The 22,138-nt window shown below is 57.9% G+C and carries 23 protein-coding genes; 8 read left to right on the top strand and 15 right to left on the bottom strand.

Annotated features, from left to right (window positions below; genetic code table 11):
- Positions 1 to 20 precede the first annotated feature (20 nt).
- The 6 genes from KO499_RS15870 to KO499_RS15845 are packed head-to-tail and all read left to right on the top strand — an operon-like array spanning position 21 to position 6,985.
- Positions 21 to 983, top strand: coding sequence for an AAA family ATPase (locus KO499_RS15870; protein WP_215984743.1), 963 nt, complete (start codon positions 21 to 23; stop codon positions 981 to 983).
- A gap of 37 nt (positions 984 to 1,020) precedes the next feature.
- Positions 1,021 to 1,962: a DUF58 domain-containing protein gene (locus KO499_RS15865; RefSeq protein WP_215984742.1), complete on the top strand. Its 942-nt coding sequence runs from the start codon at positions 1,021 to 1,023 to the stop codon at positions 1,960 to 1,962.
- The gene (locus tag KO499_RS15860; protein WP_215984741.1) at positions 1,959 to 2,429 is read left to right on the top strand and encodes a DUF4381 domain-containing protein; all 471 of its coding nucleotides are present in this window, start codon (positions 1,959 to 1,961) and stop codon (positions 2,427 to 2,429) included. Before KO499_RS15865 ends, KO499_RS15860 begins: the two co-directional genes overlap by 4 nt.
- Positions 2,423 to 3,451, top strand: coding sequence for a vWA domain-containing protein (locus KO499_RS15855; protein ID WP_215984740.1), 1,029 nt, complete (start codon positions 2,423 to 2,425; stop codon positions 3,449 to 3,451). Before KO499_RS15860 ends, KO499_RS15855 begins: the two co-directional genes overlap by 7 nt.
- Positions 3,441 to 5,261, top strand: coding sequence for a VWA domain-containing protein (locus tag KO499_RS15850; protein ID WP_215984739.1), 1,821 nt, complete (start codon positions 3,441 to 3,443; stop codon positions 5,259 to 5,261). Before KO499_RS15855 ends, KO499_RS15850 begins: the two co-directional genes overlap by 11 nt.
- Before the next feature lie 5 nt (positions 5,262 to 5,266).
- A complete protein-coding gene (locus KO499_RS15845) occupies positions 5,267 to 6,985 on the top strand; it encodes a BatD family protein (protein ID WP_228340015.1) in 1,719 nt (572 codons plus the stop codon).
- Here KO499_RS15845 and ccmI read toward each other — a convergent pair.
- The 9 genes from ccmI to ccmA form a co-directional block, all read right to left on the bottom strand.
- Positions 6,982 to 8,244 (bottom strand): c-type cytochrome biogenesis protein CcmI, encoded by a 1,263-nt coding sequence (gene ccmI / locus KO499_RS15840; RefSeq protein ID WP_215984737.1) that lies wholly within the window; start codon positions 8,242 to 8,244, stop codon positions 6,982 to 6,984. The genes KO499_RS15845 and ccmI overlap by 4 nt on opposite strands.
- 68 nt (positions 8,245 to 8,312) lie before the next feature.
- Entirely contained in the window at positions 8,313 to 8,786 is a 474-nt protein-coding gene (locus KO499_RS15835) for a cytochrome c-type biogenesis protein (RefSeq protein WP_215984736.1), read from the bottom strand.
- Positions 8,786 to 9,322, bottom strand: a complete 537-nt coding sequence (locus KO499_RS15830) for a DsbE family thiol:disulfide interchange protein (RefSeq protein ID WP_215984735.1) — start codon at positions 9,320 to 9,322, stop codon at positions 8,786 to 8,788. Before KO499_RS15830 ends, KO499_RS15835 begins: the two co-directional genes overlap by 1 nt.
- Positions 9,319 to 11,325 (bottom strand): heme lyase CcmF/NrfE family subunit, encoded by a 2,007-nt coding sequence (locus KO499_RS15825; RefSeq protein WP_215984734.1) that lies wholly within the window; start codon positions 11,323 to 11,325, stop codon positions 9,319 to 9,321. The genes KO499_RS15830 and KO499_RS15825 overlap by 4 nt, the downstream gene beginning before the upstream one ends.
- Before the next feature lie 37 nt (positions 11,326 to 11,362).
- Positions 11,363 to 11,833, bottom strand: a complete 471-nt coding sequence (gene ccmE, locus KO499_RS15820) for a cytochrome c maturation protein CcmE (RefSeq protein ID WP_215984733.1) — start codon at positions 11,831 to 11,833, stop codon at positions 11,363 to 11,365.
- 14 nt (positions 11,834 to 11,847) lie between these two features.
- Complete coding sequence (gene ccmD / locus KO499_RS15815; RefSeq protein ID WP_215984732.1) at positions 11,848 to 12,087, bottom strand: heme exporter protein CcmD; 240 nt, start codon at positions 12,085 to 12,087, stop codon at positions 11,848 to 11,850.
- Between the two features lie 3 nt (positions 12,088 to 12,090).
- Positions 12,091 to 12,834, bottom strand: a complete 744-nt coding sequence (locus KO499_RS15810; protein ID WP_215984731.1) for a heme ABC transporter permease — start codon at positions 12,832 to 12,834, stop codon at positions 12,091 to 12,093.
- A 31-nt stretch (positions 12,835 to 12,865) separates the two neighbouring features.
- Positions 12,866 to 13,591: a heme exporter protein CcmB gene (gene ccmB / locus KO499_RS15805; protein WP_215984730.1), complete on the bottom strand. Its 726-nt coding sequence runs from the start codon at positions 13,589 to 13,591 to the stop codon at positions 12,866 to 12,868.
- Positions 13,591 to 14,220: a cytochrome c biogenesis heme-transporting ATPase CcmA gene (ccmA, locus tag KO499_RS15800; RefSeq protein ID WP_215984729.1), complete on the bottom strand. Its 630-nt coding sequence runs from the start codon at positions 14,218 to 14,220 to the stop codon at positions 13,591 to 13,593. The genes ccmB and ccmA overlap by 1 nt, the downstream gene beginning before the upstream one ends.
- Positions 14,221 to 14,376: 156 nt before the next feature.
- Here ccmA and KO499_RS15795 point away from each other — a divergent pair, with 156 nt between their 5' ends.
- Positions 14,377 to 15,735, top strand: coding sequence for a flagellar hook-length control protein FliK (locus KO499_RS15795; RefSeq protein WP_215985425.1), 1,359 nt, complete (start codon positions 14,377 to 14,379; stop codon positions 15,733 to 15,735).
- On the top strand, positions 15,732 to 16,046 hold the full coding sequence (locus KO499_RS15790) for an EscU/YscU/HrcU family type III secretion system export apparatus switch protein (RefSeq protein ID WP_215984728.1): 315 nt from the start codon (positions 15,732 to 15,734) through the stop codon (positions 16,044 to 16,046). Before KO499_RS15795 ends, KO499_RS15790 begins: the two co-directional genes overlap by 4 nt.
- Here KO499_RS15790 and KO499_RS15785 read toward each other — a convergent pair.
- The 6 genes from KO499_RS15785 to KO499_RS15760 form a co-directional block, all read right to left on the bottom strand.
- A complete protein-coding gene (locus tag KO499_RS15785; protein ID WP_215984727.1) occupies positions 16,032 to 17,135 on the bottom strand; it encodes an ATP-binding protein in 1,104 nt (367 codons plus the stop codon). The two genes, KO499_RS15790 and KO499_RS15785, sit on opposite strands and share 15 nt — an antisense overlap.
- Positions 17,132 to 19,414, bottom strand: coding sequence for an ATPase, T2SS/T4P/T4SS family (locus tag KO499_RS15780; RefSeq protein ID WP_215984726.1), 2,283 nt, complete (start codon positions 19,412 to 19,414; stop codon positions 17,132 to 17,134). Before KO499_RS15780 ends, KO499_RS15785 begins: the two co-directional genes overlap by 4 nt.
- A gap of 26 nt (positions 19,415 to 19,440) precedes the next feature.
- The gene (locus KO499_RS15775; protein ID WP_215984725.1) at positions 19,441 to 19,833 is read right to left on the bottom strand and encodes a DUF2802 domain-containing protein; all 393 of its coding nucleotides are present in this window, start codon (positions 19,831 to 19,833) and stop codon (positions 19,441 to 19,443) included.
- 67 nt (positions 19,834 to 19,900) lie between these two features.
- On the bottom strand, positions 19,901 to 20,389 hold the full coding sequence (locus tag KO499_RS15770) for a chemotaxis protein CheW (protein ID WP_215984724.1): 489 nt from the start codon (positions 20,387 to 20,389) through the stop codon (positions 19,901 to 19,903).
- A gap of 134 nt (positions 20,390 to 20,523) precedes the next feature.
- Positions 20,524 to 21,333: a chemotaxis protein CheW gene (locus tag KO499_RS15765; protein ID WP_215984723.1), complete on the bottom strand. Its 810-nt coding sequence runs from the start codon at positions 21,331 to 21,333 to the stop codon at positions 20,524 to 20,526.
- Positions 21,326 to 22,123, bottom strand: a complete 798-nt coding sequence (locus KO499_RS15760; protein WP_215984722.1) for a ParA family protein — start codon at positions 22,121 to 22,123, stop codon at positions 21,326 to 21,328. Before KO499_RS15760 ends, KO499_RS15765 begins: the two co-directional genes overlap by 8 nt.
- Positions 22,124 to 22,138: the final 15 nt, after the last annotated feature.

The raw sequence follows: 22,138 nt of genomic DNA, 5'->3' as shown, positions 1-22,138 counted from the left end.
ACAGAGAGCAGTCAATTCCAATGTCGTTACAGCATACGTTCGGAGAGTTACGGGAACAGTTAGCCAAACGGATTATCGGGCAGGAAAAGCTGGTGGATCGCTTGCTCATCGCGCTCCTTGCAGACGGTCATCTTCTGGTGGAAGGTGCTCCGGGACTGGCGAAAACCACCGCCATAAAAGCTCTGGCAGACCATATTGAAGGCGATTTTCACAGGATCCAGTTTACCCCGGACCTGTTACCCTCCGACGTCACCGGCAGTGAAATCTACCGACCGGAAACGGGGCAGTTCGAATTCCAGCGAGGTCCGATATTTCATAACCTGGTTCTGGCGGACGAAATCAACCGGGCGCCCGCCAAAGTCCAGTCTGCACTTCTGGAAGCCATGGGTGAGAGGCAGATCAGTGTAGGCATGCGAACCTTCCAGCTAGACTCGCTGTTTCTGGTTATGGCAACGCAGAACCCGATTGAACAGGAAGGCACCTACCCACTGCCCGAGGCCCAACTCGACCGGTTTCTGATGCACGTCGTCATCCACTACCCGTCGGCGGAGGCAGAAAAAGCCATTCTGCAACTGGCCCGAAACGACTATCGTCATGGTTTGCCAGAAACAAACCTTCGACTGACGGCAAACCAGGTTTTCGATGCCCGGGCGGAAGTTGCCAATATCTACATGGCTGAACCTGTCGAGCAATACCTGCTGGCGATGGTGCTGGCCACCCGTGACCCGGCCGGACTGGACCCGGAACTGGCCCGCTGGACAGCATTCGGCGCCAGCCCTCGTGGCACCATCGCTCTTGACCGCTGTGCCCGGTCACTCGCCTGGCTTGACGGCCGCGACTACGTCACTCCGGATGATGTGCGTGCCATGGCCTTTGACGTACTGCGACACCGCATCCTGCTGACCTTCGAAGCAGAGGCCGAAGGCATGACCGCCGATACGGTCATCGAGCGGCTGATCGAACGAGTTCCGGTGAGTGCCTGACCCAAACGAAGGAAGTCATCCACGGGAGCTGTCAGGTATGGGCAACACCGAAGCAACGACGCACATAGGTCTGCCGGATCTGATCCGCCTGCAGGCGGACGCTCGGGCGCTGAAACTGCCTTCAGCCCGCCCTGTACGTTCCCGCCAGTCCGGCCTGCGGCGCTCGCCCCTGCGCGGCCGCGGGATGGCGTTTGCAGAAGTCCGGCTTTACCAGCCAGGGGACGACATCCGAAGCATTGACTGGCGGGTCACTGCCAGGCGCCAGGAACCACACACCAAGCTTTACGAGGAAGAGCGGGAGCGCCCCGTCCTGTTGTTGTGCGATCTCGGCCCCAGCCTGTTTTTTGCCAGTACCGGAGCCTTCAAACAAGTACGCTGTGCGCAGGTCGCCGCCATCCTGGCATGGCTGGCGTTGTGGTCAGGAGACCAGGTAGGCGGTATCGTTTTCAATGGCGAGGCCCTCAGCGTACTTCGACCTGCCCGCCGCAAGAAGTCGGTGTTACGTTTTCTGGACACGCTGGACCAGCAACAACGACGGGATAGCCGCGGGCCGACACAGCAAGATCCGTCTGGCAAAAGCAGATTGGATACAGCGCTCACTGAAGCCCGCCGGGTCGCCCATACCGGCAGCCGGGTTTTCGTGATCAGTGATTTTCTGGATATTTCCCCAGACACGAGTTCTCTGCTCAGTGCCCTCGCTCGCCACAACGCGGTCAGTGCACTGAGAATCGTGGATCCGCTGGAACAAACCCTACCGAAAAGCGGTCGCTTTGCGGTGGCTGGTCCAGAGGGAGCCGTATGGTTCGACGCAGGAAACCCCCGATTTCAGAAGGCCTGGAACGACAAGGTTAGCCACCATGAACACCGACTGAAGGAGTGTTTCCGTACCTCCGGCGTCACCATGGCTGAGGTGTCCACTGCTGAAGATCCGGCCATTGCCCTGAAGTTACTGCTGGGCCCCGGAGGGCGGATCGGATGAACCCGCAGGACCCACTCAGCCAGCTAAGAGATATTCATCTGCCCGAAACGGGAGGATTCTGGCCGCCAGCACCCGGCTGGTGGATTCTGGCCATTGCTCTCGTTGCCATGCTTTCTGCGCTGATATGGCTGTTTCTCCAGCGCCGAAAAAAGAACCGATGGTACCGCTCAGCGCACGCCGAACTCACCAGACTGGAGCGATCAGCCACCGCAGCTCCCTCCTGGTTCACGCAACTGAATACCCTGCTTAAGCAAGCAGCGCGTATGCGCTATCCGGACCAGCACCCGGAAGCGTTGTCGGGCGATGCCTGGGTGGAATTCCTGCTGGCCACCGCGCCCAGGGATCGGGTTGCCTCCAGACCTGTGGTCGAGGCACTGGTACACAGTTCCTGGCAGCCCACGGTTTCAGCCGAGCCCTCCGAGGCACTGGCATTCGCCCGCTTGTGGCTGGGAGGGCAAAAATGCTGAACCTTGCCTGGCCCTGGATCCTGACGCTGGTGCTTCTGCCGCTGGTACTGAAATGGCGTAAACCGGGAGCCCAATCCGTCGACGCACCGGTACTGCCGGTTGGCCACTGGTTATCCGACCTGCCCGGTGTAAGCCGCCGAGGCCATGCCGCACCGCTCTGGAAGCAACTGTTGCTGGGCCTCACATGGACGCTTCTGGTCATTGCTCTGGCAAGGCCCCAATATGTCGGCGAACAGGTGCAAATGCCCGTTTCAGGCCGCGATCTGATGCTGGTGGTGGACATTTCACCCAGCATGGATGAACAGGATATGGTCCTGCAGGGCCGGAGCATTAACCGACTGCAGGCCGTCAAACGCGTACTGAACGACTTCATCTCCCGTCGTCAGGGTGATCGCCTCGGACTGATCCTGTTCGGTACCGAGCCCTATGTCCAGGCGCCCCTCACCTTCGACCTGGAAACCGTCCGAACCCTGATGCAGGAGGCGGGGTTAGGCATGGCCGGTCGCGCTACCGCCATAGGCGACGCGGTTGGGCTGGCCACGAAACGACTCAGGGACAGGCCCCAGGATCAACGAGTCGTGGTGTTGCTCACCGATGGCGCCAATACCGCAGGCGAAATCACTCCGGACAAAGCCACCGAAATTGCCACGGCTGCCAGCATTCGCCTCTATACCATTGGCATTGGCGCGGAAACCATGGTGCAGCGTGGCTTGCTGGGGGCGCGGCGGGTCAACCCCTCCCGGGATCTGGATGAAAACCTTCTGACCCGAATGGCCCAGCAAACGGGCGGAGAATACTTTCGGGCCCGAAGCCTCCCGGAACTGGAGCTGATCTACGAGAGTATTGATCAACTGGAACCGATCGAGCTGGAGGGTAAGTTCTATAGACCAGTGACCGAGCTCTATGTCTGGCCTGCCGGTATGGCGATTATCCTGTTGCTGGTCTTTATGCTGATCAGCCGTGGAAGGGAATGGGTGGTCGGCAAACGTCAGCGCCGGGAGGAGAAAAAAGATGTGGACTGACTTCCATTTCCTGCGCCCCGCCTGGCTCTTGCTGATCCTTCTGTTGCCTCTTCTGTATCTGGCATTCCGGCAGATACGTCTTGGTGACAGCGGCTGGTCCCGGCTAATTCCGGAGCGCCTGTTATCACCGCTTATTCGCCCTGATGGCAGCTCCGAAAAATCGGCAAAATCACCTCTGGTTCCGGCTGGCGCTGCGCTGGTCATCCTGTCCCTGGCACTGGCCGGACCAGCCTGGCGGGAGGCCCCCACACCCTTGAAACAACCAGGCGACAGCCTTGTGATCGCACTGGACCTCTCGTTATCCATGCTGGCTACAGACGTAACACCGGATCGCCTGACACTGGCCAAACGCAAAATCCGGGATATTCTCGAACTCCGGGAAGGCAGCCTGACGGGCCTGCTTGTCTTTTCCGGCGACACCCACTTGGTAACGCCGCTGACCGATGATCGCGGTACCATCGAAGGAATGCTGAACGTTCTGGACCCTGTGATCATGCCCGCTACCGGCAATCGGGCGGATCTCGCCATTGCCCAGGCCAAAGAGTTGCTTCAGCAAGGTGCCCCGGGAGAGGGCAGCATTCTGGTGATCAGTGATGACATCAACGATAGGTACAGCGAAACCATAAAAGACACACTTTCTGGGACCGGATACGCACTGAACACCCTTGTCGTTGGCACCGAGGAAGGTGGTCCCATCCCTCTGGCCCGACGCGGATTTATACGGGAAAACGGTGACATCGTTATTAGTCGAGCCAACCCGAGTGCGCTGGCTGAGGTCGCTCGCAGTAACGGCGGCCAAAGCCATGAGCTGACCCTCGACGATACCGACATTCAATCCCTGAACCTGAGCCCTGACGACAGTGGTGACTGGCAGGAATCCGGAGACGGTTTAACGGTGAGTCGCTGGCAGGATGACGGCTATTGGCTGCTCTGGCTCGCGCTTCCTCTGGTACTAATCGGCTGGCGTCGGGGGGGCTTCAGTATCCTCCTCCTGATCCTGTTACCGGTCTGGCCACAGCCCGCCGCAGCCATAAGCTGGAATGAGCTCTGGCAACGGCAGGATCAGAGGGCTCCTGAACTGATCCAGAAAAACCCGGAAACCGCTGCCCGTCAGCTGGACGATCCGGAATGGCGAGGCTCCGCTCTCTATCGTTCCGGTCAGTACGAAAGTGCCGCTCAGGCCTTTGCTCAAGCGCAGGGCCCTCGTGCCAGTTATAACCGCGGCAACGCTCTGGCTCGTGCCGGCAAACTGAAGGAGGCTTTAGCGGCCTACGATGACGCTCTGGCGAAGGCGCCTGACATGGAGGATGCCCGATACAACCAGAGAATTACCAGAGAACTTCTGAAGCAGCAAAACCAGAGCCAGGATGGTAGCGGTGACAACAACCAGCAAAGTTCGGGGGACACACAGGACAGCAGCGAAAACAGTCAACAACAGAACGGTCAGGATCAGAGCGGGAACAACGAAAGTGAGAGCTCCGGCAGTTCAGACAACAGTCAGCAACAAAGCCCGGACGCCAGCCGCTCCTCGCCGGGTAACGAGAACCCATCGGACACTCATACCTCCGAACCGAATCAACCGCAGGAGCCGCCCGAAGGCGGACATGCAGAGCAACAGGCAGGCGAACAGGATTCACCGTCGGATCAGGCACAGGCGCCGGCCACTATTTCCGAAACGCCGCTGACCCAGAGCCAGGAGCAATGGCTCAGGCGGGTCCCGGACAATCCGGGCGGCTTGTTGCAACGCAAATTCCTGCAGCAGTATCAACAACGCCAGACTCCATCCGATGAGGGCGATACACCATGGTAAAACGGATGTTCTTACCCACCTTCTGTCTGTTTCTGCTGACGGCGCTCTGGCTACCAGCCCAGGCCCAGTCGCAGGAGCTGACCGTCGAGCCTGACCGGACCCGCCTCTATGCGGGCGAGGTCCTGACCCTCACCGTCAAGGGCAGCATGGAGATCGATATCAATCTTGGCAATCTGTTCGATTTCGATATGTCCAGCCTGCCCAAACCAGATATCGAAAAGGTCGAACCGGATTTTGAAATCCTGACCCGCAACCAGCAGTACAGCATTCGAACCGTGAACAACCAGATGGTGGGAGAGATCACCTGGACTTATCAGCTTGCCCCGACAACCACCGGAGAACTCACAATCCCGGCGCTCAGGTTCAAAGAGTCTGTCTCGACGCCGGTTACCGTAGAAGTGGTCGATGGATCACCACCGAGCCAGGCCTCTCCTGGCCGGGACAGCTTTATCGAGCTGTCTGCCGACAAGAACGAGGTGTACGTTCAGGAACAGTTGATTCTGACCGTTCGTCTCTTTTTCCGCGGCAACCTGATTCGCGGTGAACTATCTGAGCCGACCCATCCTCATGCCATTATCGAATCCCTGGGTAGACAACAGGAGTCCTCACGCTACCGCGACGGTGTTCGATACCGGGTTGTAGAGCGCCGGTATGCCCTGTTCCCTCAACGCCCTGGAACTCTCAAACTGCCGCCTGTCCGGTTCGAGGGCCAGGCCAGAGACGCTTCCGGTAACCTTCGTTTTCTCCGGGACAGTGAGGAGCTATTCGAAGTGCCGGTCAAGGATATACCGGCACAGTTCAGCGGTGACACCTGGCTACCGGCGACTTCCGTATCGATTCAGGAATCAGGCCTGCCTCAAACGCTGGAAGTGACCACTGGCGAAAACATGACCCGTGAGATTCAACTGACAGCGGCAGGCCTTCCATCGGAGGCCCTGCCGCCATTGTCCAATGCCGTACCAGACGGGTTGAGAAGCTATCCAGAAGAGCCGGAGCGCCAGACAGAAACAACGCCCGCGGGCCTCACTGCTGCCCTGCGCCAGTCGGTGGCTCTGGTGCCTGTCGAAGCAGGCCAGATGATCTTACCGGCCATCCGTGTCCACTGGTGGGACACCGAAGCAGACCAGGAGCGCGTTGCTGTGCTTCCGGAACAAACCCTCACAGTAAAAGGCTCGAATGCGTTGGCCGCGGATACGGTGCTGCAAAATGACAAGGACAATTCAGACAGCGCCCCCAGCCCCACCAGCACGGAATCTTCGATTGCCTCACCGTCTGCCGATACCGGTTCATGGCAATGGCTCAGTCTGGCTCTGGGGATTCTCTGGATAGGAACACTACTGGCATGGTGGTGGTCAGGCAAAAACCGAAACGTCACCCCGACGCCAGTTGATAACAGGAATGAGAATGCCGCCTTCGACCGACTGATCCGGTCGGCAAGGGAGGGGGCAGCAATGACACCGGAACTTATGGTGGAGTGGGCAAATCTGCACGCCCCCGATCAGGGCTTTCATTCTGCGGGCGACGTCGTCAGATACTTCGGCGACCCCACACTGGCAGAGGAGCTCAGATACCTTCAGGCCAGACTTTTCGCGCCCGGACACGAGGACGACGCCTGGAATGGCGGCACTTTAACACGCGCCCTTGAGCAGTGCCGGAAGCAGACTCAAGACCAAACCCGGTCTGATCTGCCTCCCCTCTATCCGAAAGGCCTGTCTGAGAGTTAATCGATCAGCTGCTGATCGATCACAACAGTGACCGGCGAGGCACCGGTTTCATTCACCGCCACCGGTGCTTCCGTGCTGCCCTGCCAATCACCCGCCTGGGCGCTCACACTTCCGGAGCGACTGAGGCGGGCTGTGACCACAACCTCCTCAACACTCGAGATGGTGGCCTGGGGTGACATGGCGTATCTGTCGTCCAGTCGGATTTCCACCGGAAGCTGATCCGCTGTCAATCGGGCGACGGCCAGCGGCGGTCCCTGGCGAACATTGGCCTGGCGGGCAAACAGGAACAATGTGGTGTCATCTGGCACCTGATCACGGAAGTCCTCAGCCAGAGACACCTGCACGGTTACACCGGCACCGGAGATCTCAGGTTCGGCCACCTGCGGAGGTTCTTCTCCCAGGCGAGTGTAGGCTTCACGAATACCCTCACGAATGGAAGCAAGCTGCGGGTGATCCGGTGCAACGGTTTCTATTCGCTCCCAGTACTGGATCGCTTCACGGTAATTCTGTTGGCTGAACGCATGAATGCCCAGTAAGCCCAGGGCGTTCACCTCATCCGGGTTCAAGCGCTGGGCCTGTTCAATGGCCGAGGTGACCTCGTCTGTCATGGCGCCCTGGCTTCCGAAGAACAACGCCTGAGCCGCAAGGCCATAGGCTACGGATTCTGCTCGATCATCATCAACGCTGTCCGCCAGTTGCCGAAACGCCTGGGCCGCATCATCGTACCGCTCCAGCCCCATATAAGTCCGTCCCAGCATGGCCCAGCCGTCCGGATTATCAGGACTGGCCTCCAGGCGCTCCCGTAGCTGCTCGGAAAGCTCCATCATCTGGGCCTGTCTCGACTGGTCAGTTGTCCCCATTTCCTGCATGGTAATGAACTGCTCTACGCGGTCCATCGCTCCCCAGCGCTCATACAGGTAATAGGTTGCCGCCGGAATCACAAGGATCGATACCAGAGCCACTGCCATGGCACTCTTTCGGCCACTGGCAACGGGCCTCATCCGCTCCTGATCCGGAACATCATCCAGCATGCTCCCGGCCAGTTCTTCCTTCAGCTGCCGGTAATTTTCGTCGTCCAGAATACCCGCCTCGTACTCACGATCGAGTTCCTTCATCCTTGAACGATAGGCCATCAGATTCTGGTTTTTCAGGTCCACCTGTTTCCGTGCGCCCGTCCGGTGGAAAAAAACCGGATACAGGACAAACGAAAGAGCAAAAATAATCAGTACCGTTGCGGCAATCCAGAAAGTTTCAGTCATGGAGATTCAGTCACAGGTTCAGAATTTAAAATGAGATAGCAGAATGAACATCCCGGGGCAGAACAGGTTCAGGACGACCTGTCCTCGTTTGCCAGCATTTCATCAACACGAGAGCGTTCCTCGGCACTCAGTGCCTGACTTTCCATTCCCGCCCGCCGGGAGCGGATAACCACGCCGGCAACCACCAGTAGTCCGCCAAGTACTGCGATGGCCGGTGTCGCCCAAAGAAGAAACGTCCGGCTGTCGAGCTCAGGCTTGTAGCGAATAAACTCGCCGAACCTGCCAACCAGAGATTCGACGATCTCCTCGTTACTGGCACCGTCTTTCATCATCTGGTAGACCACATTACGCATGTCTTTGGCGATAGGCGCGTTGGAATCAGCGATATTCTGGTTCTGGCATTTCGGACAGCGCAGTTCCGCAGTCAGGTTCTGGTAGCGCTGCTCCTGGGCCCGATCCGAGAAATCGTAAACGTCTGCCACATCAGCTGCGGCGCCACCGGAAAGCAAAAGAACCAACACCAAACACACCATCCGGACCATCAGCCATTCCCCTGAACGTCGTTGATCACAGGAAGCAACGTCTGCTCCCAAACCGTTTCATTGACCACACCCACGTGGCGATAGCGGACGACTCCATCGGCATCAATTACGAAGGTTTCCGGGGCTCCGTACACGCCCAGATCAAATCCGAGTGTGCCCTGGGGATCATAAATGACTGTCCGGTAGGGATCCCCTAACCGGTCAAGCCAGACCAACGCATCCTCTCGGTTATCCTTGTAATTAAGACCGATGATGTTGACCCCTTTCTCCTCAGCCAGCCACATGAGATCGCCGTGCTCATCCTTGCAGGCGGGGCACCAGGTGCCCCAGACATTCAGCAGGCTAACCTGACCGCGCAAAAGGCTCTGGTCCAGCGTAGCTTCGGGATTATGCAGATCCCTGAGGCTGAACTCCGGCACCGGCTTACCAACCAGTGCGGATTCCAGCTTGGTGGGATCCTTGCCGATACCCGCAAACAAAACGATACCCAGAACAATAGCGACAAGCAGTGGCAGAAAGAGCAGGAAACGCTTCATGACGTTGCTCCCGCGGATTTTGCAGAACCCGCTTCTGGCACCACTGTTCCTGCAGCCACTTTCTTGTCGGCCCGGTCCCGAATTCGGTACCGCCGGTCAGAGATAGCCAGGAAGCCACCGGCTGCCATAAACAGAGAACCCAGCCAGAGCCAGCGAATCAGCGGTTTGTACTGCAGTCTGATGGCCCAGGCCTCGTCGGTAATACGTTCACCAATGGCCACGAAGATGTCCCTGAACAAACCGGCATCAATGTCGGCTTCGGTCATAACGCTCATTCCAACCGAGTACTGGCGTTTCTCAGGATGGAGCACGGAAATCCGCTCGCCATCCAGCATTACGTCAAAGGTGCCATATTGGGCGGTAAAGTTAGCGCCCTGGCGCCCACCGATATCCCGGAACACAAACTGATAGTCACCAACCGTCGCGACATCACCGGGCACCATACGGACATCCCGCTCAATGCCATAGTTGGAGACCACGGTCGCCCCTGCCATGGTAATGGCGAGGCCAAGGTGCCCGAGCACCATGCCGTAGTAACTGCGGGACTGGCGTTTGAGGCCGTGGAGACGGCCTTTTCGGGAGGCCGATTTATCCCTGAGGTCCCACAGAGTGGCAACGGTGATCCACATTGCCGAGAACACACCAAGGAAAGCCCAGGGCGTGAAACCGCCGTAGCCGATCAGAACCGCCGTGGTGGCCACTATGCTGATGGCCAGAGGCCACAGCAGTTTGCGCGCCAACCAGCCGCCGTCTGTTTTCTTCCACCGGGAGAAGATACCCGCGCCCAGCAACAGGCCGGTCGCCACCGCCAGAGGACTGAACGTCAGGTTAAAGAATGGTTCACCAATCGACAGTTTGCCCAACTCGAGGTAGTCGAGAACCAGAGGGTACAGGGTGCCGACGGCTACCAGCAGGGTGGCCGATACCAGAAGCACGTTATTGAGCAACAGGAAGATTTCCCGTGACAAAGAACCATAGCGGGACCGGACATGCACCACCGGTGCCCGAAAGGCATACAACGCCAGGCTCGCTATGACAGTCACCGCCAGCAGCGCCAGCAGGAAGGTGCCCCGCTCGGGATCGGAAGCAAACGCATGAACCGACGTGAGTACGCCGGAACGGACAAGGAAGGTGCCTAGCAGGCTGAGCGCAAACGTCACGATCGCCAGCAGTACGGTCCAGCTCTTGAACACGCCGCGTTTCTCGGTCACCGCCAGCGAATGCATCAGCGCCGTACCCGAAAGCCAGGGCAACAACGAGGCATTCTCCACCGGGTCCCAGAACCACCAGCCGCCCCAGCCAAGTTCGTAGTAGGCCCACCAGCTGCCAAGGGCAATACCAAGGGACAGGAACGCCCAGGCAACCGTGGTCCAGGGCCGTGACCACCGGGCCCATGCAGCGTCAAGACGGCCATTGATCAGCGCAGCGATGGCAAAAGCAAAGGCCACCGCAAAGCCGACGTAACCCATATAGAGCATCGGTGGGTGAACAATCAGCCCGAAATCCTGAAGCAAGGGATTCAGATCCGCGCCATCGGCCGGCACATTCGGCAGCAGGCGGTCAAACGGGTTGGAGGTAATAACGATAAACAGCAGGAAGCCCACACAGACCATGCCGAGCACCGATAACACCTGGGAAATCATTACCGCAGGCAGACGACGGCTAAAGATCGCGACGGCCAGCGTCCAGCCCGCCAGCATCAATATCCAGAGCAGCAGTGAGCCCTCGTGGCCGCCCCAGACAGCGCTGAACTTGTAATACCATGGCAGCAGGCTGTTGCTGTTGTTGGCCACATAGGCCACGGAAAAGTCATCGGTTACGAAAGCGTGGGTCAGAACTGCAAAGGCCAGGCCTACAAATACGAACATGCCGGAGGCCAGCGGCCTGGCAAACGCCTGGAGATTGTCTCGTCCGGTCAGGGAACCCGCCAGGGGAACTACCGAGAGAAGCACTGCCAGCAACAGCGCGAGAATCAGTGCTAGCTGTCCGAGTTCGGGATACATCAAAGCCCTCCAGAAACCAGGCTGTTAAAAAGAACGATTAGTAGGATACGGATTCCGCGCTGTCACTGGCTTTATGCTGGCCTTTGGAGGCCTTCTCCAGTGCATCCGCAACCTCCGGTGGCATGTAGTTTTCATCGTGCTTGGCCAGGACCTGATCTGCCACAAAGCGACCGTTGTTATCCAGCCGGCCCATGGCAACCACGCCCTGCCCTTCAGCAAACAGGTCCGGGAGGATGCCGGTATACTGAACCGGAACCGAGGCGTTGAAGTCGGTCACCCGGAACTCAACCATGAGGCTGTCCGGGTCACGCACGACTGACCCTTCCTCGACCATCCCGCCGGCCCGGATCCTGACGTCTACCGGTGCTTCCCCTTCGGAAATCTGACTGGGGTCATAGAACAGATTGATGTTCTGGCGCAGTGCGTAGGTGGTCAGACCCACTGCGATAGCCAGCCCCACCAGCAGGAACAGGACTATGGTCAGTCGCTTTTTTCGGATTGGATGCATCAGATATCAGCCTTTCAGTCTTGGGAAACCTTGACCCGGGTGAAGGACGCGGCGGACGCCGTCGCGGCTTGTTGCGTCTGCTGACCCGACTTGAGCTCAATGCCTCGCCGGCAAGCCTCAATCACAGCGTTACGACGGCGCCATGACCAGACCATCAGACCGATCATCAGTAAAAAGAAGGCAGCGTAACAGGACCAGACATAAGGCCCGTGCCCTTCCATCACCCAAAAAGCCGACAAGGAATCAAACGCCATACCTCAGCCCCTCCCGGCCAATACGTAATCTTTCACCCAGCGCGTTCTCTGCTCACGCAACAGAATCTCTGTCTGCATACGCAAACAGGCAAGCCAGCCAAAAAGCAGATACATCCCGAGCACGGACAGCAGCAACGGAACCCACATTTCTGCAGGCATGGACGGCTTTTCTGTCAACTTGAACGTGGACGGCTGATGCAGCGTATTCCACCACTCTACGGAGTATTGAATAATCGGTATATTCACCACCCCGACCAACACAAGCACTGATACTGCACGGGCCGCCGACTTTTCATCGTTAATTGCCCGGTCAAGGGCAATAACGCCGCCGTATAAAAAGAGCAGGATCAGCATGGAGGTCAACCGCGCGTCCCAGACCCACCAGGTACCCCAGGTCGGCTTACCCCAGACCGCGCCGGTAAACAGGGAAAGAAATGTCAGTACCAGACCCACCGGGGCAACCGACTTTACGAACACGTCGGCCAGCTTCATACGCCAGACCAGGGTAACAACGGCTGCCACAGCCATCATCACGTAGACCGACTGGGCAAGGAAAGCCGTAGGTACGTGGATAAAAATGATCCGGTAGCTGTTGCCCTGCAGGTAATCCTTGGGCGCAAACGCCAGACCCCACACGATACCTGCCACCAACAGAAGGATGCCGCCAGCCAGTAGCCAGGGCATCAGCCGGGCAGCAATCCCGAAGAACCATTTGGGAGAACCCAGCTTGTGAAAAAATTGCCACATCAGATGGTCACCGTCCTACCGTTACCTTGTTTTACCCGTTAGACAGGCTGATACGCAGCGCCGCTGCCGATGCAAAGGGTGCCAGAGTGAGTGCCAGCACCAGAAATGCCCCCATCAGAGCCAGATAAGCGCCCACCGGCGCTCCCTCTGCTGCTGACGCCACCGTACCCGTTCCGAATATCAGGACGGGAATGTACAGCGGAATGATCAACAGGGACAAGAGCACCCCCGCCGAACGCAGCCCAAGCGTCAGCGCCGCCCCGATGGAACCGATCAGGCTAAGCACCGGTGTACCGATCAGCAGCGTTAGACATAAAACACCGATGGAGTTCCCGTCCAGATGAACCATTACGCCCAAAACCGGCGTTAGTATCACCAATGGCAACCCCGTTAACACCCAGTGCGCCATGGTCTTCGCCAATACCAGCAGAAACAGCGGCTGGGGCTGAAGCACAAGTTGCTCCAGTGTGCCGTCATCAAAGTCATGCCGGAACAGATGATCGAGAGACAGCAAGACCGAAAGCAATGCAGCTACCCAGAGGATACCGGCTCCCGCCTCCCGCAGAAATGACACTTCCGGGCTAACTCCGAGGGGAAAAAGGGTTACGACCATGACAAAAAACAGCAGTGGATTCAGCAGATCCTGACGCTGTCGGAACGCCACCCTGAGATCCCGGGCAAAAACGCCCCGCATGGCAGACAGAACACCGACAGCATCATGCCGTAACACCAGAGCTGGCCGAAAATCAGCATTCATCAGTCCGACCCTCCACCAAGAATAATACGCTGCATACCAGGTAACCGGAGATCATGGTGGGTGGTCACTACCACCGAACCACCCTCAGCCGCCCGCTGTTGGAGCAGATTCTCGATGGCACTGACACCGCCTGCATCGATTGCGGTAAACACCTCGTCCAGCAGCCAGAGTGGCTCATCGGCAATCAACAGGCGGGCCAGAGCCACTCGTCTTTGTTGTCCGGCCGAGAGATTCCTGCAGGGAACATCCTCAAATCCCGCCAGCCCGGTCCCTCCCAGTGCCTGGCGCAGAACCGGATCAGGCAGCGGCCGCCGACCGGCTGTCAGTGCCTGCAAATTTTCCAGTGGTGTCAGCAAAGGCTTGATGCCCGCCCGGTGGCCGAGATACAGGGTATTTCGGAGAAATTCTTCCCGATGAGCGGATCTTGGCTTGCCAAACCACAGGAGATCTCCGGACCAGGCGTCATTCAAGCCAGCCAGCATCCGCAGCAGGGTTGTCTTACCGGAGCCATTTGGCCCCTCGACACGGGTGACCGTACCGGGCAGTATGGAGAACGAAAGATCACGGAACAGTATCCGTTCATCCCGTTCACACTGCAGATCAATAGCCTGTAATAACGGCTCAGACATCAGGGCCCCGTAACCAGGACGATGCACGTGTGTACGGCATCGGGTGCATTCGTGACAGCGGCAGGCGTGGATATTGTTCACCCAAGACTCACCGGCGCGGCGTATTATAACGAAAGCGTCAGCCGATTACTCTTGTCCAACATCAAATCAGTGGCGATGAAACTACCCAGCGGACAACAGCCTCCTACACTCCCGACCCAGCCCGCGCCGCAAACATCCGGGCCGGCCAGCACAACCGAGGCCGGACGCGAATCGGTCACAACATCTGCAAGGCAGTTGCTGGATCAACTTCAGTTAAGCAACCGGGAATCCGCTTTAGCCCGGGTGGCGGAAATCATCAACCGTCAGGGCGGGGGCAGCACCGATGTGTTGCTGGATCTGCGCGGCAAGCCCCTGCTTGTTCAGGCCGCTGTCGGCAAAACCGAACTTGCCCCGGGTGACTGGGTAAAGGTGATGCGAGCCGGCAACGAGCTTCAGCTTATGGGAAAACTGGCACCGGCTCCGGAAGCCGGTATTGCCCGGGCTCTGGCCCAGCGCCTGCCCTGGCAACAAACGCTTGATGCCGGACTGGCAAAACTGATGGGCACACTGACCCAGGGGCTCAAACAGGATCCTTTACCGGGCCAACTCCCCTCATCGAGTGAAGCCCGCCCTTTGCCGGAGGCCGCCAGACAAACCATTGAACAACTGGTGGCACGGCTGCCCTCGGGTACCAGCCTGACACCGGGTTCCGGCAGCCAGGACACTACACCACAACAGGTTCGCCAGTGGCTTTCAGAAAGCGGCCTGTTTGCCGAATCCCGGCTGGCACGAACGCCCGATTCCCAACTCCCCGATCTCAAACTGGCGCTGGGCAGAGTCATTACTGCATTGCTTGCCCAACAAGGCAGCTCCCCGGAACACTTCAATCGTCTGACCCCAATTGCAACGCCGGAACTGATGCAGGCACCACTGCAATTCCCGCAACCACTGGCCACACCACAGGCTCGCGCTGAAGGCGAAGCTCCCAGTGCCGGGCAAATGCTTCGTCTTTTGGCGGGAATGCTGAACCGCATAACCGTCAATCAACTACACAGTCAGGTGCTTACGACCAGAGGCGGTGGTGATGCGGCAGGGCCCGCACCGGCTTCTGCACTGATGATCGACCTGCCATGGCTGACACCCCAGAATGAACCGAGGCTCGCGCAGGTGCGGATCGAACAATATGTCGAAGACAAAGAATCGGAACGGGAGTCACCGACAACGGCGACAGCGGAATGGCGGCTTTCGCTGAGCATGGATCTGGATGAGGCGGGCCCATTACACTTCGATGTCGCCCTCCGCCAGCAGTCAGTGAGCGCCCGGGTATGGGCGGAAAAACAGACAACCTTGCGACAGGTAAACCAGGAACTTCCTGCGTTGCGTCAGAGCCTGACCGAACTGGGACTGGACGTCACAGATCTCGACTGTCGTCGAGGGACGCCCCAGAGCAGCGTGACCCGACTCGAACACAGACTGGTGGATACCCGGGCATGACCTCCAAGATACACCCCACTGAAAGAGCTGCAGTTGCCCTCAGATACGATGGCGAAAAAGCACCCACCATCAGTGCCACCGGCACTCAGGAGCTGGCCGAAGAAATTATCCGCATAGCCCGTGAGCACGATGTTCCTCTTTACGAGAATGCGGAGCTGGCCAGCATTCTCGCTCGCCTGTCACTGAACGAGGAAATTCCTGAATCACTGTACAGGGTAATTGCCGAGATTCTGGCTTTCGCCTTTCATATTCGCGGGTTTACTCCGGATGACCGCAAACCCGAGGCACCGGATGATTCAACGGATCAGTGAGCGGAGTGCCCAAGCCTCCTTCCAGTTGTCGCCTTGTCTCGCCGCCACAGTGGTTTCAAAGTAATGGCGCAAACGGCGTCGGTCCTCGGGTTGGTCCTTCAGGGCTGAGCCGACAATGTGGTGCATCAGCTGTTCGACCGTGATACTGCCACCGCTGTAATACCAGGCGTTAAGGCAGGTTGCATGAGCCACCGAAACAGCTTCCGCCGTGGACAATGCCGAGCCCGCCAGCCGATCCGTGCTACGGCCATCGAGGGTCTGACCATTGCGTAGTTCGTGGAACATGGTGACCAGGATTTCGACAACCGATTCATCAAGTTCGACCTCGATGCCCGCCTGAGTGTTCGCCTTGCGAACCTCCCGGAGCACGACATCCATCTCATCAGCCAGATTACGGATCGGGCGGATTTCCTCGAAATCCATGCGACGCTTCAGGGCTGCGCTCATTCGGTGAACCCCCTCATCGATACTGTTGGAGGTGGCGATCACATTAAACCCCTCCCGGGCGAGCACCACCCCGTCCTCACCTGCAAGCTCCGGAATCACCACAACCCGGTCAGAAAGGACAGACAGCAGCGCGTCCTGCAGCGCCTGCGGACAGCGGGCAATCTCCTCAAACCGGACCATTTGCCCTTGCATCATTCCTCGCAGCAGGGGGCTGGGCACCAAGGCCTTCAGACAGGGCCCCTCGGAATGTAAGACCGCTTCGTTCCAGCTGTACAACAGCTGTCCTATATTATTCACGGCTCCGCCCTGGAGAGTCAGAGTCGAACAACCTGATATGGCTGCAGCCATTAATTCCGACAACCAGGACTTAGCGGTGCCCGGCTCACCAACCAAAAGGCACCCCCGGCTGGTACACAGCGAAATGATGATCCTGACCACTATGGCTCGATCAGCAACAAATTTACGCTCAATGCCGAGTGTCTCGTCGCCCATAACAAACTTTTCCACCGCTCGGGGCGACATCTGCCAGCCCGGTGGCACTGGGCCATGATCCATACTCCGGAGCTTGTCCAGTTCCGCGCTATAAGCCACTTCAACGGGTTGCCGCTGGGCGGCTTTCACGATCGGTTGTTTGTTGCTCATTGCTGACTCCTGCGGCCGCCACGAACTTCCGGCGCCATTCGCTCTCTCGGGAGAATCCGTGGCAACTCAGATAGCGGAATAATGCCTTCAATAACATGGTCCAGAGCACTGTCCCGCATGGTCACGAGGCCGGCATCGAGAGCGCGCCAACGCAGTTCGCCGATTGGAGGCTGACTGGAGATAGCATTGCGTATGTCCGTATCGACTTCCATATACTCAACAATTGCCACACGACCACGAGTACCACGGCCGTTGCATTTATCACAACCCACACCTTCAAAGCAGCGAAAGTCCGCAGGAGGACCATCCGGGAATACCTCAGCAAGAATCATCGGATCCGGTTGCACCGGCTGCCGGCAATCCATACAGATACGCTTGGCCAGACGCTGGGCGATGACAGCCAGAAGCTCACCAGCAATCGAATTCGGGTGAACACCCAGATCGTAAAGGCGTTGAAGTGAGTCCACTGCATCGTTGCAGTGAAGAGTAGACAAAACCACGTGCCCAGTCTGTGAGGCCCGGATTGCCTCAAGAGCGGTTTCCTGATCGCGAATCTCTCCCACGAGAATGACGTCGGGATCTTCCCGGACAAACGCCCTCATCGCATCGGCAAAACCAAAACCAATTTCCGACCGCACCCGGGTCTGCTGGATATTATCGATGGAGTACTCGATAGGGTCTTCCACCGTAATAACTTTCCGGCGACCATCATCTGCGAGGGTTTGCAGGCCGGCATACAGGGTGGTGGACTTCCCGGAACCAGTGGGTCCGACAACCAGCACCAGCCCGGCCGGGTTATCCAGCAAGCGCTGATAACGGGCATCGATCATCGGTGACATGCCAAGCTCGGCAATGGTCATGGCCCGGCCGGTCTGTGGCAACAACCGGATAATGGCATGTTCGCCATGCAGGGAAGGCTGAGTCTGGATACGCAGGTCGTAAGCCATATCACCAAGCTGAAGCCGGGACCGCCCGCCCTGGGGCAATCGGTGTTCGGCAATATTCAGTTCCGCTCGCAGCTTGATGACGTTGATCACCCCTTTGATCTCGCGGGGCGACAACTGGTATTGGGGCAAATCATGGAGATCACCATCCACCCGCAGGCGAATGCGAATCCGGTCTTCGTATTGTTCAATATGAATATCGCTGGCCTTTTCACTGACAGCATCCAGCAGGATCGCTTCGTAGACAGACACCAGGTAAGGGCTGATATGTTTGTTTTTGGGGTCCTTACCCAAAACCTGATCCTTACTGGCAACCGAATCCGGCTGTTGAATCTGATCAGGTTCGTGATCTGCTGCGAAGCGGCGTCCTTTGGCGGTCAGATCCAGCGCAGACCAGATGCGGCGAAAATCCGTCGGGGTGGTCAGCAGGCATTCCACGACCTGGTTGGAACTCAGGCGTTCCAGCTGATCCGTACGCACATCCGGATCATCCGTCACAACAGTAACCCGGTCGTCGTCTTCAGCGACGGGAATCAGCCGCGAAAGATCAAGAAACGTTCGGGAAAATCGCCGGAACAGTGCCGGGTGAAGGTCCGGCAAGAGTTCGTCCGCATCGATAAATGTCATACCACGCTGCAGAGCGAGCGAACGGTACAGATCAATCTCTTCAATATTCAGTGTCCGTCGAAGAACCTCAAGCAGCCGGCAATTCTGCTTCGCCGCTTCGGCCTTTGCCTCAGCCAGAACCTTGTCATTCACAAGGCCCTGATCAATGAGAATCTGCTCAACATTACGGTTAAAGTCGACCCATCCCAGAGTCCGGACCCGTTCCAGTTCGCCGTCGTGCCGCTCGAACATGGCCAGGCTCGGGACAGGCCCCGCCCGCCCCTCAAGGCAAATAACGTGGCCACCTTCCCGCAGTAACCGGGCCAGAACCTTTGGTTCCGTGATAAATGTGGTGCACAAAACAAGGTCGCACGGGGATTCAGGTTCCGGCGCGTCTTCCACATCAGCAACCACAACATCCACATTGTGCATCCCAAGCCGGAAAAACCGTTCCCTCGCGGCCTCGGCGACGACGGCGTTCTTCTCCAGATAGATAACCCGATGGGCGAGGCCAGAAAGCACGGCCGCGAGATACCCGGAGCCGCCGCCCACGTGCATGACCACCTGATCCGGCTCAACCTCCGGAATGAGAGCAAGGATGTGACTGACGGTTTCTTCGCGGGGGATGGAGTGACCGGTTATGGATGCAACCAGATCTGAGCCGGAAACAAAATCATGGCGGGATACAGATCGAAGGGCCTCAAGGGCCCTAGGATAAACTCTTTTCATTGAGCTACGTCCGTTACGACATGGGATCAGGCCGCCTGACGTTTTCTGAGTGCTGACACCAGCTCGGCCTCGGGACGGGAAATCCCGCACGTATTCATAAGATCGTCGATATCGGCGCCGAGATCAACCAGCCTGGAGGCCTCATCATAGGAAATTCTCAGCGGATCGTTCTGACGCATTTCGTCAAGAGTGGTCCGGAGCTCGTGGAGCTGCCGTTCACAGGTTACCAGCCGCTGCCCTACCCCCATGCTGCCACTGGTGGTGGCATGCAGTTCCCGACCAAGAGTATCGCAGCGTTCTTTCAGAGAGGCTCTGAGGCTGGTGACCTGACGTCCGAGAATCAGACCCTGGACAAACACCAGGCACAAAGCGCCAACAGTCAGCGCCCAGGGAAGATAGGAAGGAATTTCTGAAAACATGACGGATGTCTCCCGTTATTTGCCGCGGAAGGCATCCATCTTCGGGACTGTATCGAGTTTCCCCGGATTACAGTGCCGCGATTTCAGCCCACTCGTGGTCTGACAGCATCTTGTCGAACTCAACCAGAATGATCAGTTCGCCATCTTTGTTGCACACGCCCTGGATAAACTTGGCACTTTCCTCATTACCCACGTTCGGTGCGGTCTCGATTTCACTGGCTTTCAGGTACACCACCTCGGCTACGGAGTCGACCAGAATACCCATGACCTGATCGGCGGATTCCATCACCACAACCCGAGTGGCATCGGTTATCTCCGCATCCGCAAGCCCGAAGCGCCGGCGGGTGTCGATGACCGTAACCACGTTACCCCGAAGGTTGATGATGCCGAGTACGTAATCCGGCGCACCCGGAACCGGAGCAATCTCCGTGTATCTCAGCACTTCCTGGATCTGCATGACATTCAGACCGTAGGTCTCATCATCCAGTCGGAAGGTAACGTACTGCAGTACCTGATCGTCCTGGGACTGATTGGTTTGTCCGCTCGGGGATGCCATAGCGATGTTTCTCCTATTGGGCTGCCCGGCGGGCAACCTGATCGTCAAAAAAATATCATCAGTGCCCAATACTATATTCAAGGGCACAAACCGTGCCAGCACGGCTCGGTTTCATTCGGTAACCGGTAAACGCCTTAGTTCAGATCCAGATGGTGCTCCCTTTCAGCCCGCACCAGCAAGTCTGCCATCGTACCTACATCAATCAGCGCACACATGTGATTAATGACCGTCCCTGCCAGCCACGGACGCTTGCTGCGAGCAGTCCTCCAGCGTACTTCCTCGGGCCGCAAAGTAAAGGACTGGGCAACATCGTCACACGCAAGCCCCCAGTCACTGTCATTCAATCGAATCACGAATCGGTAGTTCTCGCGGGCATTGAGCGGTACCCGACCGGCCATAATCCATTCCGCGGTATCCACGACCCGGAGATTCTGATCCTGATCCGCGCGAATTCCCATGTACCAGCGCGGACTGCCCGGGATGGCCCGGATCTCATCTTCAATGCGATGAATAGCGCCAAGCAGAATCAATGGAACGGCCAGTTGCAGCCCCGCAACCGTAAAAATGAGGCACTCAAAGGGCTGCTCTGACCATTCCGGACGGGACGGTGGCGCCGCCGGCTCGGGCTCTGGTGGGACCGCGACCTTTGCCTTCGGTACAGGCACTACCGGAGCCTGAGGTACCACCGGCCGCGCTGGTTCGACCGGCTTTTCCGGGATTGGCCTAGGCGCCGCTGATTCTGGTGACAGTTTTTCGACGGTTTTCACCGGAGCCGGTCTGCTACGAACGGATGTGCGCGGCACCTGAGCTTCTGGTTTCAACGACTCGGATACGATTGTTTCTTCACGGAGCGCTGTACTGGTCGCCGTATGCAGCAATTCATCAAGATAGCTGGCAATAGCGGTTTCCGGATCCGCCAGCTTTGTCAATTTCTCGTCAGCCATGCTGACGCTCCTTTACCATCTCCACCCGCGACATCAGATCATCCAACAGGTGGCTGTACGCCCGGACCCCATGAGTGTCTGCGTCGAGCACAGAGGGAACGATACCGCCCTGGCTGGCATCCCGGAATTTGGTGTCTACCGGGATGGCAAACCTCCACAGGGATTCGCGGTAGGTTTTTCGCAACAGATTCAGACTCTTTACAGACGCCTGAGTCCGCCGGTCATACAACGTTGGCACGATGGTATAGGACAGTTCATTTTTCTGGGATCGCATGATCATCTTCAGAGTGTGGAGCATGCGTTCCAGTCCCTTGATGGCCAGGAATTCGGTTTGCACGGGGATGATCAGATGCTGAGCCGCCGCCAGGGCGTTGACCATCAGGACGCCCAGAGACGGGGTGTTGTCCAGCAGCACATAATCAAAGTCGTCCCAAAGTTGGGCCAGGGCCCGGGACATGATCAACCCCATTCCCTCGACGCCGATCATCCTTCGCTCAAGGGTAGCCAATGCTGCGCTCGCCGGAAGCAGGGACAACCCCTTACAACTGGTTTCGGTGATCAGTTGGGCTGGAAGCCCCTCAGGGACCTTCCCCTGATGCTGAAACAGGTCAAAAACGCTGTGTGCAATGGTATCCGGATCATAGCCAAACCAGCTGGTAAGCGAACCGTGGGGATCCAGATCTACAACGAGAACGCGCTTGCCGCGTTCGGCAAGCAAGCCGCCCAGGGCCACAACACTCGTTGTCTTTCCGACACCGCCTTTTTGATTGGCTACCGCCCAGATTCGCACGCTTTGATTCTCCAG

Origin of the sequence: Marinobacter sp. F3R08, from assembly GCF_018860425.1 — a bacterium.
Taxonomy (GTDB): Bacteria; Pseudomonadota; Gammaproteobacteria; order Pseudomonadales; family Oleiphilaceae; genus Marinobacter.
This window is presented reverse-complemented; position numbering and strand designations above follow the sequence as displayed.